The organism is Gordonia sp. CPCC 206044 (assembly GCF_048537895.1).
Taxonomy (GTDB): domain Bacteria; phylum Actinomycetota; class Actinomycetes; order Mycobacteriales; family Mycobacteriaceae; genus Gordonia.
Genome location: NZ_JBCLVL010000006.1, coordinates 326,264 through 341,739, shown reverse-complemented (window position 1 = coordinate 341,739; position 15,476 = coordinate 326,264). Strand labels below are relative to the sequence as shown.

The following is a 15,476-nucleotide window of genomic DNA, read 5'->3' as shown; positions in this document are numbered from 1 at the left end:
GGCTTTCGTGGAAGGTGGAAGGTGGATGGGGCGCAAACGACGACGGTCATGGCGGACCCTCCGTTCGCGACGAATCCTCCTTGCCGGATGATTCGGCAGGCATCGTTGCGGCAGGCATGTCAGGTGTAGGGGGCGCAGACGGTTGCGGAGTCACTGGGTCAGTCGGCGGCGATGTCACCGCTGGAGGCGCCGCGACCGCCGCGCTCGGGAGGTTCAACCGCCAACCCGCGGTCCCGTTCGGCAGCCACATCACAATCTGACGCCCATGGTCGACGGCGAATGTCACCCATCCCTCGTAGGTCTGGTTGGGCTGCAACGACTCCGGCATCGCCGGACCATGGGTGCCGTCTGCTGCGTCGACCGGTGCGGTGTCGTCGCCGGGCAGCACCTGGCGGAAACTGTCCGACGCCAGCGCCGACAGCCGCTGGTCGTCGGAGACGTCAGAGGTGCTGATCGACATCCTCACCGCGACAGTGGCAGGGTCACCGACCTCGGCCGCACGAGACCGCACGTCGGTGATCGTGGCGCGGCCCAGCAGGGTCCCCTTGCGGTCGATCACGGCGAACTCCTCATGGGGACGGATGTCGCTGGGTGTCGTCGGCCCCGGAATAGGTAGTGGCGCACCGACTTTGTCCGGGGGAGCGGAGTGGTCGCCGTCCTCGCTCTCGTCGGCGATGGCATGGCCGCCATTGCTGCTGTCTGCGATCTCCGGTCCGTCAGCATCCGGTTCGGATGGAACGACGGTGTCGGGATCCGATTCCGCGTCGTCGACGATCGGCGGTTGGCTGTCCGACGCGGATCCATCGGGTCCACCAGATGTCAGTGCGGCCGGGGGAGCACCGCCGGTCGTGCTGCAGGAGACCTGAGTCAGGACGTGGTCACTCCACCAGTACCGTGGTCCAGCTACCCAACCACTGGCGTGCATGATCAGCGTCGAACTTGCGGTGGTTTCGGTCACCACCTGGATGTGCTCGAGCTCGCCGAGAGTCTCATGGAACCACCAGTTCCCACCTTTCGCACTGGCCTTCGCGTTCGGGGCCGGAATGGTCAACGGGGTTCCCTGGATATCGAAAGTTCCTGTCGGCGGAGTGACCGACGGTGCAGTACCATCGGTCGGGCAGTTCACCGACGCCCGGATAGGCGCATTGAGATGCATCCCATTCGCCGGGTCGTTGTAGATGATCCTGAACTCGTCGAGTTCGGCTGTTGCTGAGCCACCCTCGTAGGGATCGAATTTCGCTTGGACGCTTGCCGCTGCGTACCCGTGGTAGCCGCCACCTTCTCGCAAGATCTCACCTGGGATGACGCCGGAGTCACCGGGGTTGAGGTGCGTCCGCTCGGCGAATGCCGGGAAGTACGTGCCGTCGTCGCCGGTGTGCTGCCCACCGAGCGCACGAGCGTAGCCTTCGTGCGCGACTTGTGCGCGCCCGAACGGCGCGTTGGCCCATACCGACGTCTGCCAGGAGGCCAGCACCCCGGTTGTCTGCGCTGCGAGCAACGCTGCCAGCAGCACGCCTGTCGAGGCAATGATCGTTGTGGTCTTCTTGCGGTTCATGCGAGTTGGCCTTCGGTTGTGGTGTCAGCTCGTGGTACCGACTCGTGTGCGCGCCCCCGAGCGCAGCGCACACGAGCCGGAGTCTGTTACTCGCGCGTCTTGGCCTGGCGCGGCCAGAAGGCCCAGAGCACCAGCAGCGACATCGCGACGGCGATGCCACCGAGGACGTACGGATCAGTCAGGTAGACAACCTTTTTGGCGAGGCCCGGTGCACTCCAGATCACCTTGCGGACCTCGGTGACGCGGTACATGCCAGGGTCTGGGTTGGGGTTGGCGTCGCCCTGCATGGCGATCAACACCTCACGCCCGGTTTGCGGATGCACCTCGATGACACGGTGGGTCACGGGCCGCTCGCCGGGACGGTCGACGGTGATCACGTCGCCGACCTTGACTTCGGTGGCAGGAATCTTGTGCACCAGCGACAGCGATCCTTGCGGAATGGTCGGGGACATCGAACCGGTCTTGAACATGATCAGCGAGTAGCCGCCGGCGAATGCCCAGATGGTCAGTCCGATGCAGATGACGCCGAACACCGCGAGAATGTTGAGCAGGGTGTTCTCGATGAATTGGCGTGCCGAACGGCGGGGGACCGGTGGAATCTGTTCGACCGGTTCGGCCGCGGATCGTGTTGTGGTGTCGGTGGGCACCCAGTACATCGCCCAGCGGTCGGCGGCGGTCTCGGCGGTGCGGTGAGACCGGGGGGGTTCATCGGTGCCCGGCGACGGGTCGGGCATCACGGAGGTCATCGATATCTCTTTTCTGAGAAGGTAATTGGCTGGATCAGGCGTTGGAGATCGAGGTCGACAGCCAGCGTCCGAGCCAATCGGTCGCGGTAGTGCCCTGGTTGTCGACGATCATCGACGCGTAGTTGACGTGCGATCCCGACCGAAGTGAGGACGCCGCGGTGATGGCGTCGTTGATCACGGCGGCGGGATCGTTGATCGCATTGGTGTGCAGGATGTTGACCAGTTGGGTGATCAGCCCCAAGAAGTCCGACGACACCACACCGGCCCCGCTGGACCCCGTCGTCGTGCCGGCGGCGAAGTTGACCGACAACCTCGCGAATTGTTGTCCGATGGTCAACATCTGAGTCGCGGCGGACGCCGCGTCGGCCGGCGAGCCACCCGCCAACGTCCACGCCAGTTCTTGGATCTTGCCGACCAGGTCGGCGGTCTGGGTGATGTCGACCCGGTCGAGGACCTCGCAGAGGGCGGCAGCGATCTTGGTGAGGCCGGTCTCGTCGGGCAGCACTGACAGGACCTTGCCGACCGTGCCGTAATCGATGGCATCGGCCAGCGAGACCAACGGTCGCAGGTCGTTGTTGAGCGACCCCGCGATCTGGTGGGCGGCCACCATGTCTCCGGCAGCCAGTGTGGCGGGGAGCTTGTTCATCCGGTCGAGCACACGCCTCCAGTCCGTCTGAGCAACGGCATCGACCGCGGTGGCGGTCTGCTTGACCGCATTGATCGCACCGGTGTAGTCGGAGCCCAACAGTTCGCCGATCTTGGCCAGCACCGGATTCGACGATGCGTCCGTGGATGCGTACTTGTCCTCGGGGCTGCTGATCGTGGACACACGACCGGTCAGCGCGCCCATACTCTCGGCGCGAGCGCCCGTGATCCCGCTACCCGCCGACGGGCCGACGACGGTTTCACCCGCGCCGCCGTTGCTCGGGTCGGCGAGCAGGCCCACGGCCAGGACCTTCTCCGCAGGGATGGGACCTTCACCATTGCCGATCTTGGCTGCGAGGTCGCCGGCCGCGTCGGCACCCTGGCTGTATCCGGTAATGGTGAACTTCGCTTTGGGGTGTGCAGTTGCATAGTCGCGCAATACTTTCGACGCGTTGTCGATCGCCGTGGCCTTGCTGGCCCCATAGGTCTGTCCGTTGTCGAAGGCGCGGGCCATGTAGGGGAGGAAGTAGATGCTCGAGGTGGGGCCGTGATCGCGGGCGACGGTATCGGCGACCGGCTTGAGCATTCCGACGGCAACCGACGGATCCGCCGTCTCGGACGTCTCCCAGGTGCCCGGGATGAACAGGTCCAGCGTCTCGGTGACCGGCGAAGCCTGCGCGACAGCCGGGAAGCCTAGGGCAGCGGCGCCGACTGCTGTCGACAGTGTCACGGCCGCAACGCCGATCTGACGCTTCAGGTCAGATGACCGCTCAGGAGGGCAATAAGATGTGAAAAGGGTGGAGGCAAAAGACATTTCGGGGCATCCCAGATGGTCGGGAGGCGGATGCTCTCCGCATGGCTGGATCGGCCCTCGACGGGCACGCGAAAATGACGATTCGATCCAGGAAGGCCGAACGACGGTGAGAGCTGGGCGTCGTGGCTGAGACTCGTGATGACAGAAGTGGTGGAGGAGTCCACCAGTGCAGGCTGGCCGGCACCCCACGGCCGGCCAGCCTGGGGAGGCGTTAGGTGTTGTCGACGCTCTGTGCCTTCATCTGCCAGTTGGCGGTGACGGTGCTGGCAAGACCGTTCGGGCTATCGGTGTTGAGCGAGACCTCGAACCGCAACACGCGAACTTCGCCCGCCTTAATTGTGAAGGCCTTGCCCCCACTTCCAGCGGCAGCGAGGGTCGTGCTGTTGACGACGGTCTCATCGTCATCGCCACCGAACATGCCGTCTGGACCAAGGGCGAAAACCTTGACATTCAAGGCATTACCCAGGCTGTTCCCTGCATCCGTCTGAGGAGGTTCGATGGTGACGTTCGCGTCCATCTTTTGACCGCCCTCCCTCAACCAGAACTGACCGATCGCCGTCTTGCCAGGCATCAGATTCGACGGATCGACGCCCTGCAATTCCGCGATGCTGAAGTTGATCGCCCCCGGAGACCCCGGTTCGCTGTACTCGGCGAAGTGGACACCGTCGGTACTGCCTTCTACGTTCCATGCGTTGTCACCGGTGCCGAAGGCGCCATTGCCCCACACCGAGTCATTCCATGCAGCAAGCGTGATGATCGCGCCAATGCCGAGCACCGCTCCCGAAGCCAGGATTGCCTTGCGCTTGCGATTCCTGGTGGTTCGGTCGACGGGCTGGCTGTTGTTCGTTGTCATTCTTTCTGTCCGTTTGTTGTAGGAAATTGTGGCTTCATTGCCACGAATCCATAAGCTACTCTCATACGCCTCTCAGGTTCTGTGACCTGGATTAAGTTCATTGATTGCAATCTCGTGCACGGGATCACACTCGGTGCTACGTGGTCGAAAATGTCTGTGCTGCAAGGGTTTTACTATCTCTTTAAAGGCCTCCGGACTGCTCAAATGTCGTGCAGTAGATAAAAATCAATATCTGTGCCGTAGCTCACAGGTCCCGATTTCTGTGATGCAGCAGCGAAATCCGGAAACCGTAACTCGGGTCATCCCTCGTACTGGAACCAGTCAAGAAAGTGACCCAGTGTGCGCATATTCATGCTCTCTCAGCTATTTCTTGCCCATTACCGTCACGAATTGTTCGGGCACCCGAAAATAGGACGAAGATGAATGGCCCCAGCCACTTTCGTAGTCTCGGTGATCCGTCAGCCGACTCCGGCGCACGCTCACCGGCTCTGACCGAGACCATTGACCAGATCAACCATTGCTATCTAGGGTGATCTACATCATGTGCCTGTGACACGAGAGTTCGGGGGTTGGTTACCGATGCTGTTCTGCAGCAAACAGATACGCAAGGTGGGCAGATCGCGTCGAGATCGGTCGGTCCACGCGATCGTCGTGGTGACGGTCGTCGGGTCCGTCATCATCGGCTTGTTGGGGGCGGCACCCGTGCACGCGGACACACCGTTACGTCCGCCGCCGGCCCCGACTCGAGGTCTCGGAGCACCAGGACCGTGCCAGGTGACCACGAGCAGCCACGTCAATCCGCTCGACGCCACCCAGAAGATCGCCGTGTACAACCCCGGTGGTCACGCGCGAACGCCGGTGACAGGCGGCCGATGTGACGACCCGAAGCGCCCGGTCGTCGTGGTGGTGCACGGTCTGCTCGCAGGCATCGACTCGCAGATGTTGGGAAGCAGCCTGCTCTACGCGGACATCATCAGGCACTTCGCCAGCACCGGCAATGTCGTGGTCTTCGCGAGCTGGCCGACGAATCCCTATGACTTCCAGTCATCTTTCGCCCGTGAGGATCAATCACTGGCGGTCGCCAAACGCTACGCCCCTCGCGGAGATTTCACCCGACTGGGAATCGTCGGGCATTCGATGGGCGGTGGCGCCACACCGTACCTCGCGCAGCAGGCCGTCAAACGCGGCTGGGGTTCCAGGGCGCTGTGGCTTTTCCAGCTCGCACCCGCACCTGCGAGCGGGGTGGGAACCGGTCCGATCTCGGTGCCGCCCCACACGCGGATCGTCGTCGAGAATTACGACGGCGACAACATTCTCGACGCACGGATCGGTATCGAGCAGTACAGGGCGTACGACGTGCCGCGCTCGCAGAAGCAACATGTCTTCGTGCGCAGCGATACGCGCGGCGGTCCGCTCGCGAGCCTTCGCGCCACACATCTGTCACCCAACAGTCTTCTCGCGCCCGACGATGCGATCCGCACCTACGGTATCTACCGCGTCGGGGATGCGCTGCAGGGTTGTTCACTCACGGGCCAGTACTGCTCCACGGATCTGGGCTACATGGGGCGATGGAGCGATGGTGTTCCGGTGCGGCGATCGGTGTCATCCGACGACCCGGTCGACGCCGGTCCTCCCGCCACCGCTTTCGCCCCATTCGGACTCCGGGGCGAATGCGAGTCACCGCACAATCCTCGCAGGGCGCGCTGCTGAAAACCCGAGCTGCCCTCGAGGCGTGCCTCGAGGGCACGGATCAAGCAGGGCAGGTGCTCGGTGCGGGCTCACCCTCGAGTCGATCCCGCGTCCAAGCGATGACGTCAGCATTGGTCCGAGAGTCCCTCTTCAGGATGCTCATGTGATCGCCGCCCGGGTACCCGACGAAATCGACGGTGGTACCGCTTGCGCACAACCTGTCGACATAGGCCACGTTGATGCGGTACGGGATCACTTCGTCGGCCTCACCCTGACCGATGAACAGCGGTGCGTTCCACGGACCGGTCGGCATGTTCTGATCGAGGAGTTCACCGAAGCGACCGGTGAGTGCTTGTCGATCGACGAGGGGAGTGTCCTTCGCGATCGACAATCCCGTCAGGATGGTGGCGAGGGTGCCGCCGTCGCCTGTGCAGCGTGATGCGGCCTCGCGGATCAGAGTTCGTCCGCCGGGCGCGGTGAGCGAGTCCAGTGAGAGGTCGGGATACGACTCGATGTAGCCGGTCGCGACATAGCTGACCGCGAGACTCACACCCAGGTGACCGGGATTGGAGAGCACGGCGTCGGCCATCGCTCGGGGGTCGCTCGCCGGCGCCAGCGCCGCGGTGCCGACGACGTGCAGGTCAGGCGCATACGACGCGGTCAGTTGCCCCGCCCACAACGCGGCATGCCCGCCCTGGGAATGCCCCCAGATGACCGTGTCGTCGGTGAAGGACATGTCCCTGACCTGACGCGCTGCGCGTGCGGCATCGAGGACCGACCGACCTTCCGTCTGCCCGACCAAGTACGCGGCCGGGCCATCCGCGCCCATACCGGCATAGTCGGTTCCCACCACACCCCAACCCAATTGGGCGAGTTTGTCCGCAGCGGGCGTGAGATCGGGGTCGTACACCTTGGCGAAGGCCGATGGAGCACAACCGCGAGCGATCCCGACGGTGCCATGCGCCCAGGTGATCAACGGTACCGGTCGTGTGGCGTGCTCGGGCACGGCGACGAAACCTGAAGCAGGAACGACTTTTCCGGTCCGGTCGGTCGTCGTGTAGTAGATTCGCACGCCACGCATGCCGTCTGGAAACGCATGATCGTAAGGCGCGGTACGGATCAGCACACCCGGCTCGTCGGGCAGAGTCGCCGGGGTTGCATAGAACCCGTCGAGTTCCAGCGGACCGTTGCGCAGCGCGTGACCCACGAGCGCGGTTCCCGTAGCCACGACGAGCAGCAAAGCTGCCAACACAACATGTATGACGGCCCGCCCCTGACGTTGTTCGGGCGAGTGCTCACGTTGCCCATTGCCCGCCCTCGCCAGAAGGATCACGCCGAATGCGACGGTGCGCCCACCGAACAGCGCACCGATCACGATGAGCGACACATCCGGCCATGAGAAGGTCAAGACACCGAACAGGATCTCGGCGAGGCCGAACAGCGCGAGCGCCAGCGTCTCCCATGACCGGCGGATGACGAGCCGGAACACGTGGAGTGCACCGGACACCACCAGGATGATGGCGACTGCCGGGACGAAGTAGTCGATGAGCCGGCCCCACCACACCAGTCCGGTGATGCCGGCCAGGATCCAGAGCACTCCACCAACACGTTGAACGCGTCGTGGATCGGAATGCGCCGGGGTCAGCAGATCGGCGACGCCAGACACGATGCAGCTCACGGCAATGTAGACGCCGAGCCAGGTGACCGCACTCAACGGACGCAGGATGAGAAACAGACCGACGACGATCGCCACGATGCCGAGAACGAGCGACAGGCCACGCGGTGCCGAGTCGGTGAGCCAGGGGACCGCCCGAATTCTGTCCCGCAGCGCAAGGATTCGATCACTCATGGTCGGTGATGCTATCGCCCGCTCGCATGGCTACCGGGGTGCAGCACGGCCGCGCGGCGAAGTGTCTACTCCACAGACCATCACGAGATCCGTGCGCCGAAACAGGCCTCATCCGTACACATCAACGGCCAGTGTGGCCGTGAAAGGTGCTGGCAACATCGTGATCCGGATTCGCCGGTGCCTCACCTTCCGGTGGAGCTCGGCCGCTACGCGACTTCGGCGCGCACTGAATCTTGAGCACCCGCTGGTTCGACGTCACGAACCAGGCGCAGATGTCGGCGCCCAGAAGTGTCTGTGATCAGCGAGTCCGAGGGACGTTCGATAGGGGAGGATTCGGCGATTGCCTGAACCTTGTCGAGCATCAGCGGGATCATGAGTACGGCCGCAGGAACCGCCAGTATCGCGATCCAAAACAATCCAGTCACTGCATCTGACTCCTCGCCTCATGAGATGACCAGGTCGTCGAGCGTCTGTGGTTCCCCCCTCTGTAGCCGCGAATCCACCTGCACCAGGTGAGTCCGCACCAGAGGCGCGCAACACTCGTCCATCCTAACGCGGTCTGATGAATTGCGCTGGGGTTGCGCGGGATCCGCTGTCACATCGACGATCCCGTTCTCGCATGGCTGATCCATGGCTCACGACGGGCGTGGGCCGTCCGGAGAAAGCCAGAACCGGCGGGAATAAATACCCCCCTAGGGTATATTGACGCTGGTATGACGCCCTTGACGCGGCGTCGCGACCCGAGGAGGTTTGTGCAGATGCAGCAGGGTGATCACACGGCACACGGTGGTGACCATCACGGTCACGCCGACCATGCGCAGCAGTCGGTCCTGAAGCAAGATCCCCGTGCCGACCACGACATGGCACACGGCGATCATCACGACCACAACGGTCACGCCGGTCATGGTGGCCACGAGGGCCACGAGGGCCACGGTGGACATGCAGGACACGGCGATCATGTGGCACAGTTCCGGCAACTGTTCTGGATCATGCTGGCTCTCGCCGTACCCACGGTGATCTTCAGCGCGATGTTCGCCGATCTCCTCGGTTACGACCTCCCGGACGCCGAATGGGTGCGCTGGGTGTCTCCGATCATCGGCACCGTCATCTACGTGTGGGGTGGTCGCCCGTTCCTCAGTGGCGCCATCAGCGAAATCCGTTCACGCCAACCAGGAATGATGCTGCTGATCGCGTTGGCGATCACCGTCGCGTTCGTGTCGTCGTGGGGTTCGACACTGCACATCCTCGACCACAAACTCGACTTCTGGTGGGAACTGGCCCTGTTGGTGGTGATCATGCTGCTCGGCCACTGGATCGAGATGCGGTCACTCGCCCAGACGACGTCCGCGCTGGATTCGCTTGCGGCACTGATTCCCGACGAGGCCGAGAAGATCGTCGACGACACCATCATCGCGGTCAGCCCTGCCGAACTCGTCGTCGGGGACGTCGTGATGGTGCGTCCGGGCGCCTCGGTCCCCGCCGACGGCACCATCATCGACGGCTCGGCGAGCATGGACGAATCGATGGTCACCGGAGAATCTCGACCGGTTCGCCGCGCACAGGGTGACCCGGTCGTCGCGGGCACCGTGGCCACCGACTCGGGTCTTCGGGTCGAGGTGACCGCCACCGGCGACGACACCGCACTGGCAGGCATCCAACGACTGGTCGCCGACGCCCAGGCGTCCTCGTCGCGGGCCCAGCGGCTCGCCGACACCGCAGCAGGCTGGCTCTTCTGGTTTGCGCTCGGCGCAGCTGCGATCACCGCAGTCGTCTGGACCGCCATCGGGATGCCCGACGATGCAGTGGTCCGTGCGATCACCGTGCTGGTCATCGCCTGCCCGCACGCGCTCGGCCTGGCCATCCCGCTGGTGGTGTCCATCGCGACCGAACGTGCCGCTCGCGGCGGTGTCCTCATCAAGGATCGCCTTGCGCTCGAGTCGATGCGCAACGTCGACGCGGTACTCTTCGACAAGACCGGCACGCTCACCAAGGGCGAGCCGACCGTCACCGCCGTCGAGCCCGTCTCCGGCCACAGCCGTGACGACGTCCTCGCACTGGCCGCGGCAGCTGAGTCCGACAGTGAGCACCCCCTCGCCAAAGCCATTGTGCGCGCGGCCAACAGCGAGGGACTCTCGGTGCCCGCCTCCTCGGACTTCACCTCGTCGCCTGCGGTCGGCGTGACCGCGACGGTGAACGATAGTCGGATCCGTGTGGGCGGACCCCACCTCCTCGACGAGCACGGGTTGTCCGAACTCACCGTCGCCGAATCGTGGCGTGAGGAAGGCGCGATCATCCTGCACGTGCTCGCCGACGAAACGGTCATCGGCGCACTGCGCCTCGCCGACGAGATCCGACCCGAGTCCGAGCAGGCCGTCGATGCGCTGCATGCCCTCGGTGTCCAGGTCGTGATGATCACCGGTGATGCACAGGCAGTGGCCGAGAATGTGGGCGATCAACTCGGTATCGATCGGGTGTTCGCGGGTGTGCGACCGCACGACAAGGCGGCCAAGGTCGCCGAGTTGCAGGACGAAGGCCGCAGGGTCGCGATGGTCGGCGATGGTGTCAACGATGCACCTGCTCTCGCCCAGGCCGACGTCGGTATCGCCATCGGCGCAGGCACCGACGTCGCCATCGGCTCGGCCGGAGTGATCTTGGCCTCGTCGGATCCGCGCTCCGTGTTGTCGGTGATCGAACTCTCGCGTGCCGGATACCGCAAGATGAAGCAGAACCTGTGGTGGGCCGCGGGCTACAACCTCATCTCCGTGCCGCTCGCAGCCGGCATTCTCGCGCCGATCGGATTCGTCCTCCCGATGAGCGTCGGTGCGATCCTCATGTCGGCGTCGACGGTCGTCGTCGCGCTCAATGCCCAGCTGCTCCGCCGCCTCGATCTGACCCCGGAACACAGTGCAGCCCGAGTCCTCGGCAATCGCGAGTCGGCATCCTCACTCCCGCACGATTCGCATGGCTAACCATTTCGCGAATACCCTTGTCTCATGACATCAGTCGGGGGCCGCAACGATGAGAAGCGGCAGATTTGCGAAGTGCACGGTCGGCTGGCGGACGAGCACGCCGACAAAACGCCTGAGGACGTGGAGTCCGCAGTGGTCAACGCTTACCGCCATTTCGACGGTCTGCGGCTTCGCGATTTCGTGCCGCTCTTGGTCGAGCGCCGTGCCCGGCGTGCACTGGGCAACAGCTGACCTTCGACGAGATCGCCGGCCACGGCGGGCCGATCGTGGTGAATGCCACAGGTGACTGACGTGAAGAGTATTCGGAATCTATGTATGTCCGGTAAAGTTGACTGGCTTGCGTCGGTCAGGTGCCGAACGCCGAGAGTGCATCCGAGGAGAGATCATGTCGACACCAACATCAGGCCCGTCGGTCTCGTCACGGGTGCATGTCACCCTCGACGATGGGCAAACCGTCGACGGCGTCATCGTCGAGGACTTCAGTGACCTGGGCAACGCGGTGGAAGCACGCATCGACGAAGACAAGTCCGTTCGTCTGCGTCGCTACGCCATCAACACCGACGATGCCGGACTCGTCTTCGCAGACGATGACGCCATCGAAGCCGCCGACTGATCGTCCGCTGCTGAACCAAGCCTGAGGTGGCACTGCGCGCTGAACACGCAGTCCCACCACGACGATGGATTCAGGTCTGGCCGGCGGCGAGCGCGAGCGTCGCCACCGCGGCTGCAAGGAACAACCCGGGGAACGCAAGGTTGTAGAACACGCGGGCCCGCACGTGGAAGACGATCGCACCCACGAAGAACAGCGTCAAGCCTGCGGCTGCGACGGTGACGAGGGTCGGCCGATCCGCGACCAGACCGACCAGTACCCCCAGCGCTCCGGCCGCCTTGCTGGTGGCCAACCACGGCAGCCAGGCCGGTGGGACGTTCACTTCGGCGGAATTGGCGAGCACGAACGGGGCTCGCAGATAGTCTGCGCCCGCGATCACCGCATTGATGACGACGGTGATGATCGCGATGACAACGTATGCGACGTTCACGATTCCTCACCCGGTTCTCCTCGACCCCCGAGTTGTACGCTCAACACATCGGTCCTTTCTGCTCGATGGACGTCCCTGCTCACACATGGATGACGTCTCAGAGGGCAGAAAGGTGACGCGACATGGATGCGACTTTGCTGACAGAGGACTTCGAGGCCGAACGGTCGCGGCTGTGGGCGATCGCCTACCGGCTGACCGGCCACCCCGACGATGCAGATGACGTGCTGCAAGCCGCATGGATCAAGGCCGAGGCCACCGACAAGGCCGGAACCGAGATCGTGTCGCCGGCCGGTTGGTTGTCGGCTGTGGCGTCACGCGAGGCTCTCGACGTCCTGCGTCGACGGCGACGGCGCGCGGAGGTACCACTCGACGATGGCGTGACGCCTATCGCGATGGTCGACGGTCCGGAAGACGATGCCGTCCACGTCGAATCGGTCGGGCGTGCCCTACTCGTCGTGTTGAATCGGATGACCCCGGCACAACGAGTCGCCTACGTACTGCACGACATGTTCGACTTCCCGTTCGCTCTCGTCGCCGAGATTCTCGACACCAGCCCGGCCGCGGCGAAGAAACTGGCCTCCCGTGCACGCCGACAACTCGATCCGCCGCCGTCGGATGCCGGCGCCCAGGCCGATCACGAGATCGTCGACGCCTATCTGGAGGCGTCACGCAGCGGTGACATCGCCGGGCTGCTCGCCATCCTCGCGCCGGACGTGGTGCGCACCTGCGATCCCGGCCTGGTTCCACCGAAACACGAAGTCGTGCAGGGCGCCTCCGCAGTTGCCGAGCAGACGAGAAGGTTCGGGACCCGTGCCGCGGTGTCGACCATCGGTAGTGTCGACGGTGCGCCCGCACTGTTGGTCGCACCGCACGGTGACTTGCGCATCGTCATGCTGTTCACCATCACCGAGGGCGTGATCGTTCGAATCCACGTCAGCGATGCCACACATGTGGCACACCGAAGGATCACACCCGTCTAAACGTGCACCGACAGGAGCACGATCGCCGCGTGACGCCTGACGAACCGAGACGGGGACGACAGAGCCGCAGTCGCCGTCGAGACATCCGCAGATCGGATGCGATGGATGCGTGTCGCGCTGAGTCGCAGGAACAGCTGCTCGTCGAATCGCGGAGTCGCGACGATGGCTTGCTCGAGTGGGCGATAATTCAACGGACCATTGGTCGTCTCTCGTAGATATGGGGCGCCGAGTACGTCGCACACCAGATCATCGGGTAGCAGATCGAGCAGGGGAGCGGTGCGCCCCAACTGATTCAGCCAGCTCAGACACGCACCGACATCGGCTCGCAAGCGTGGCGGGACACGGTCGTCTCCGACGATCGCGAGAAGAGTGTCGATAGCACGATCGTCGGTTGTCCGGGTCTCCTCGAGTACGGATAGCATCCGTTGCGGCGCGAGACTTCCGTTGGGGGCCAACGAGAACAGTCGTAGCTCTTCGGCCATCGCGATAGCCGCCGGTGCACCGAGATCGGCCAGCATGGAATGCGCCGACCGATGCAGACCCGGATCGGCGGCATCGTCTGCGAGCGTGCGCACCAGCGCCGCGATCCGGGCATCCCCCGACAACGCACGGAGAGCTTCTTCGGCGATGTATCGACGGTGCAGCCGCGGATCGCGGCGACGCAGTTGTGTCGGCGTCAGGCACTCGCGCAGCAGTTCGTCGGATCCGTGCTCATCACGGACGACGACCGCGAACTCCGGGTCGACGACGCCCGCTGTGGTCAGCATCCAGGTCGCGCGTCGGGCCGCCGCGACCGCCGTCCGTCGATAGTGTCGCGCCACATCGGTCCACCGGTCCCCGTTCTGTCCGGCATGAGTGGTCAGTCGTTCGGCCCACCGATCACCTTCGAGGCAGGTGTCGATGTGCGTGTCACCCACACTGATCGACGGCCACAGGACCAGCATGTCGCGAGCGTACAGATCCGAGATCTCCGCGGTGTGCACAGCCGTGTTGGCGGCCACAGCCTCGTGAACTGCGCTTACCGCCTGGTGGGCGAGCACGGATTCCATACGCGGCCAGGGGAATCCGGCCCCACCGTCCGACGTCGTGGTCACCGGAGGGCGACACCGAGCCGTTCGGCCATCACCCGGATCATGTGTTGTACGCCGATTTCGTTTCGCCCGATCACCATGTGGTCGTGCTGCCCACGACGCACACCCTCACCGCACTGAGGCAGCATCGCGAAATCCTCGTCACGTACCGCGGCGTGCACCTGCGCGAATATGCCGTCGTACAGTTCGGTCTGTTCGCCGGTGGTGGCGGGAAACCGAGCCATCCAGCTGTGCCGGACCGTGCATTTCGTGGCGGCACCAGCGGGCAAGATGTCGATCACCTCGACACCCACGGGACTGTTGGCGAGGATCAGGTTCGGATAGACCCAGTAGATCACGCCCATGTACTGGCCCGGATCATCCCAGCTTTCGTCCGGTTCGCCGTCGGCGAGGTCGGTGATCCAGTTGAACGGGAAGCCGATCCGGTGGTGCGGGCCGTACTCGTCGTAAACATGTGTGTTGGCGATGGTGTTCTGTCCGATGACGCTGTTGCCGTGGACGAACGGGAAGTGATAGCCCTCCGCGAACGCCTCGAGGGCACCCTTCCAGCTCACCGTCGATTCCAGGAAGCGTTCTTCGTGATACTGGAAGTCCTGGTAATTCCAGCGGGCGAGTTCGGCATCGAACGAGCCGAGGTGGGTGTCGAGGTCGAAGGGCGCATCGGCATCCAGAACCGCCCAGATGAAGCCGTGCCGTTCCTCGCTGGGCAATTCGACGAGCCCATGGGTGCTGCGATCGAGATCGTCGAAACCCGCTTTACCGGGAATGCCTCGCAGTCGTCCGGTGTTGTCGTACACCCATGCGTGATACGGGCAGGTGAAGCGCCTGGCGTTGCCCGAGCCACATGCGGGCATGGCACCCCGATGCCTGCAATAATTCAGCAGCACGTGCGCCACCCCGTCGGGGTCCCGGGTGATCAGCAATGAGTCATCGAGAACCGTGCGCACCGTGTAGTCGTCGGGTTGGGGAATCTGGGCGCTCGCGAGCAACGGCAGCGGGGTACGCCGCAAGACCTGCGTCTCCTCGATCTCGGCGAGCTTCTCGTCACGGTAGTAGTGCAACGGAACGCGCAACGTTGTCGGCGCCATGTCGGTGGTGTTGGCAAGTGCGAGTGCGAGTCCGCGTCGCGTGAGGTCGCGACCGAACGGGGTGTTGCTGGTGTCCGCCGGTGCCGGCACATCGATCGTCATGGGCTGTCCTCTCAGGTCCGGTGAACCATGACGGTACATGAAACGAGTTCTATGT

14 protein-coding genes are annotated in these 15,476 nt (G+C 64.0%); 5 read left to right on the top strand and 9 right to left on the bottom strand.

From position 1 onward, the window contains the following. Positions 1-46: 46 nt before the first annotated feature. From AAFP35_RS12340 to AAFP35_RS12325, 4 genes are all read right to left on the bottom strand, one after another. On the bottom strand, positions 47-1,555 hold the full coding sequence (locus AAFP35_RS12340) for a hypothetical protein (RefSeq protein WP_419221903.1): 1,509 nt from the start codon (positions 1,553-1,555) through the stop codon (positions 47-49). An 86-nt stretch (positions 1,556-1,641) separates the two neighbouring features. Next, entirely contained in the window at positions 1,642-2,301 is a 660-nt protein-coding gene (locus AAFP35_RS12335) for a signal peptidase I (protein WP_419221901.1), read from the bottom strand. A 34-nt stretch (positions 2,302-2,335) separates the two neighbouring features. Further along, positions 2,336-3,676, bottom strand: a complete 1,341-nt coding sequence (locus AAFP35_RS12330; protein ID WP_419221900.1) for a cutinase family protein — start codon at positions 3,674-3,676, stop codon at positions 2,336-2,338. 295 nt (positions 3,677-3,971) lie between these two features. Continuing rightward, the gene (locus tag AAFP35_RS12325; protein ID WP_419221899.1) at positions 3,972-4,613 is read right to left on the bottom strand and encodes a SipW-dependent-type signal peptide-containing protein; all 642 of its coding nucleotides are present in this window, start codon (positions 4,611-4,613) and stop codon (positions 3,972-3,974) included. A 774-nt stretch (positions 4,614-5,387) separates the two neighbouring features. Here AAFP35_RS12325 and AAFP35_RS12320 point away from each other — a divergent pair. Next, positions 5,388-6,323, top strand: a complete 936-nt coding sequence (locus AAFP35_RS12320) for an alpha/beta hydrolase family protein (RefSeq protein WP_419221898.1) — start codon at positions 5,388-5,390, stop codon at positions 6,321-6,323. Between the two features lie 40 nt (positions 6,324-6,363). On the opposite strand, the gene AAFP35_RS12315 is transcribed toward AAFP35_RS12320, so the two are convergent. Together AAFP35_RS12315 and AAFP35_RS12310 are read right to left on the bottom strand one after the other, a co-directional pair. Further along, on the bottom strand, positions 6,364-8,151 hold the full coding sequence (locus AAFP35_RS12315; RefSeq protein ID WP_419221897.1) for a lipase family protein: 1,788 nt from the start codon (positions 8,149-8,151) through the stop codon (positions 6,364-6,366). Positions 8,152-8,843: 692 nt separating this feature from the next. Then, positions 8,844-9,074, bottom strand: coding sequence for a hypothetical protein (locus tag AAFP35_RS12310; RefSeq protein WP_419221945.1), 231 nt, complete (start codon positions 9,072-9,074; stop codon positions 8,844-8,846). On the opposite strand from AAFP35_RS12310, the gene AAFP35_RS12305 reads away from it, so the two are divergent. The 3 genes from AAFP35_RS12305 (at position 9,012) to AAFP35_RS12295 (ending at position 11,733) form a co-directional block, all read left to right on the top strand. Continuing rightward, positions 9,012-11,120: a heavy metal translocating P-type ATPase gene (locus AAFP35_RS12305; protein WP_419221943.1), complete on the top strand. Its 2,109-nt coding sequence runs from the start codon at positions 9,012-9,014 to the stop codon at positions 11,118-11,120. The genes AAFP35_RS12310 and AAFP35_RS12305 overlap by 63 nt on opposite strands. Before the next feature lie 24 nt (positions 11,121-11,144). Further along, positions 11,145-11,351 carry a three-helix bundle dimerization domain-containing protein gene (locus tag AAFP35_RS12300; protein WP_419221896.1) on the top strand — a complete coding sequence of 69 codons (207 nt, stop codon included), beginning with the start codon at positions 11,145-11,147 and terminating at the stop codon, positions 11,349-11,351. Between the two features lie 154 nt (positions 11,352-11,505). Next, on the top strand, positions 11,506-11,733 hold the full coding sequence (locus tag AAFP35_RS12295; RefSeq protein ID WP_419221895.1) for a hypothetical protein: 228 nt from the start codon (positions 11,506-11,508) through the stop codon (positions 11,731-11,733). Positions 11,734-11,803: 70 nt separating this feature from the next. Here AAFP35_RS12295 and AAFP35_RS12290 read toward each other — a convergent pair whose 3' ends face one another. After that, the gene (locus AAFP35_RS12290; protein ID WP_419221893.1) at positions 11,804-12,160 is read right to left on the bottom strand and encodes a DoxX family protein; all 357 of its coding nucleotides are present in this window, start codon (positions 12,158-12,160) and stop codon (positions 11,804-11,806) included. Positions 12,161-12,282: 122 nt separating this feature from the next. Here AAFP35_RS12290 and AAFP35_RS12285 point away from each other — a divergent pair, with 122 nt between their 5' ends. Then, positions 12,283-13,140 (top strand): sigma-70 family RNA polymerase sigma factor, encoded by an 858-nt coding sequence (locus AAFP35_RS12285; protein WP_419221892.1) that lies wholly within the window; start codon positions 12,283-12,285, stop codon positions 13,138-13,140. Here the strand turns inward: AAFP35_RS12285 and AAFP35_RS12280 are convergent. Then, positions 13,137-14,234 carry a hypothetical protein gene (locus AAFP35_RS12280; protein ID WP_419221891.1) on the bottom strand — a complete coding sequence of 366 codons (1,098 nt, stop codon included), beginning with the start codon at positions 14,232-14,234 and terminating at the stop codon, positions 13,137-13,139. The genes AAFP35_RS12285 and AAFP35_RS12280 overlap by 4 nt on opposite strands. Next, positions 14,231-15,421, bottom strand: coding sequence for an aromatic ring-hydroxylating oxygenase subunit alpha (locus AAFP35_RS12275; protein ID WP_419221890.1), 1,191 nt, complete (start codon positions 15,419-15,421; stop codon positions 14,231-14,233). Before AAFP35_RS12275 ends, AAFP35_RS12280 begins: the two co-directional genes overlap by 4 nt. Positions 15,422-15,476: the final 55 nt, after the last annotated feature.

Coding starts and splice junctions, on each gene's coding strand:
- AAFP35_RS12335 (WP_419221901.1), bottom strand. CDS start 2,301: ATGACCTCCGTGATGCCCGACCCGTCGCCGGGCACCGATGAACCCCCC.
- AAFP35_RS12275 (WP_419221890.1), bottom strand. CDS start 15,421: ATGACGATCGATGTGCCGGCACCGGCGGACACCAGCAACACCCCGTTC.
- AAFP35_RS12325 (WP_419221899.1), bottom strand. CDS start 4,613: ATGACAACGAACAACAGCCAGCCCGTCGACCGAACCACCAGGAATCGC.
- AAFP35_RS12305 (WP_419221943.1), top strand. CDS start 9,012: ATGGCACACGGCGATCATCACGACCACAACGGTCACGCCGGTCATGGT.
- AAFP35_RS12300 (WP_419221896.1), top strand. CDS start 11,145: ATGACATCAGTCGGGGGCCGCAACGATGAGAAGCGGCAGATTTGCGAA.
- AAFP35_RS12285 (WP_419221892.1), top strand. CDS start 12,283: ATGGATGCGACTTTGCTGACAGAGGACTTCGAGGCCGAACGGTCGCGG.
- AAFP35_RS12295 (WP_419221895.1), top strand. CDS start 11,506: ATGTCGACACCAACATCAGGCCCGTCGGTCTCGTCACGGGTGCATGTC.
- AAFP35_RS12340 (WP_419221903.1), bottom strand. CDS start 1,555: ATGAACCGCAAGAAGACCACAACGATCATTGCCTCGACAGGCGTGCTG.
- AAFP35_RS12315 (WP_419221897.1), bottom strand. CDS start 8,151: ATGAGTGATCGAATCCTTGCGCTGCGGGACAGAATTCGGGCGGTCCCC.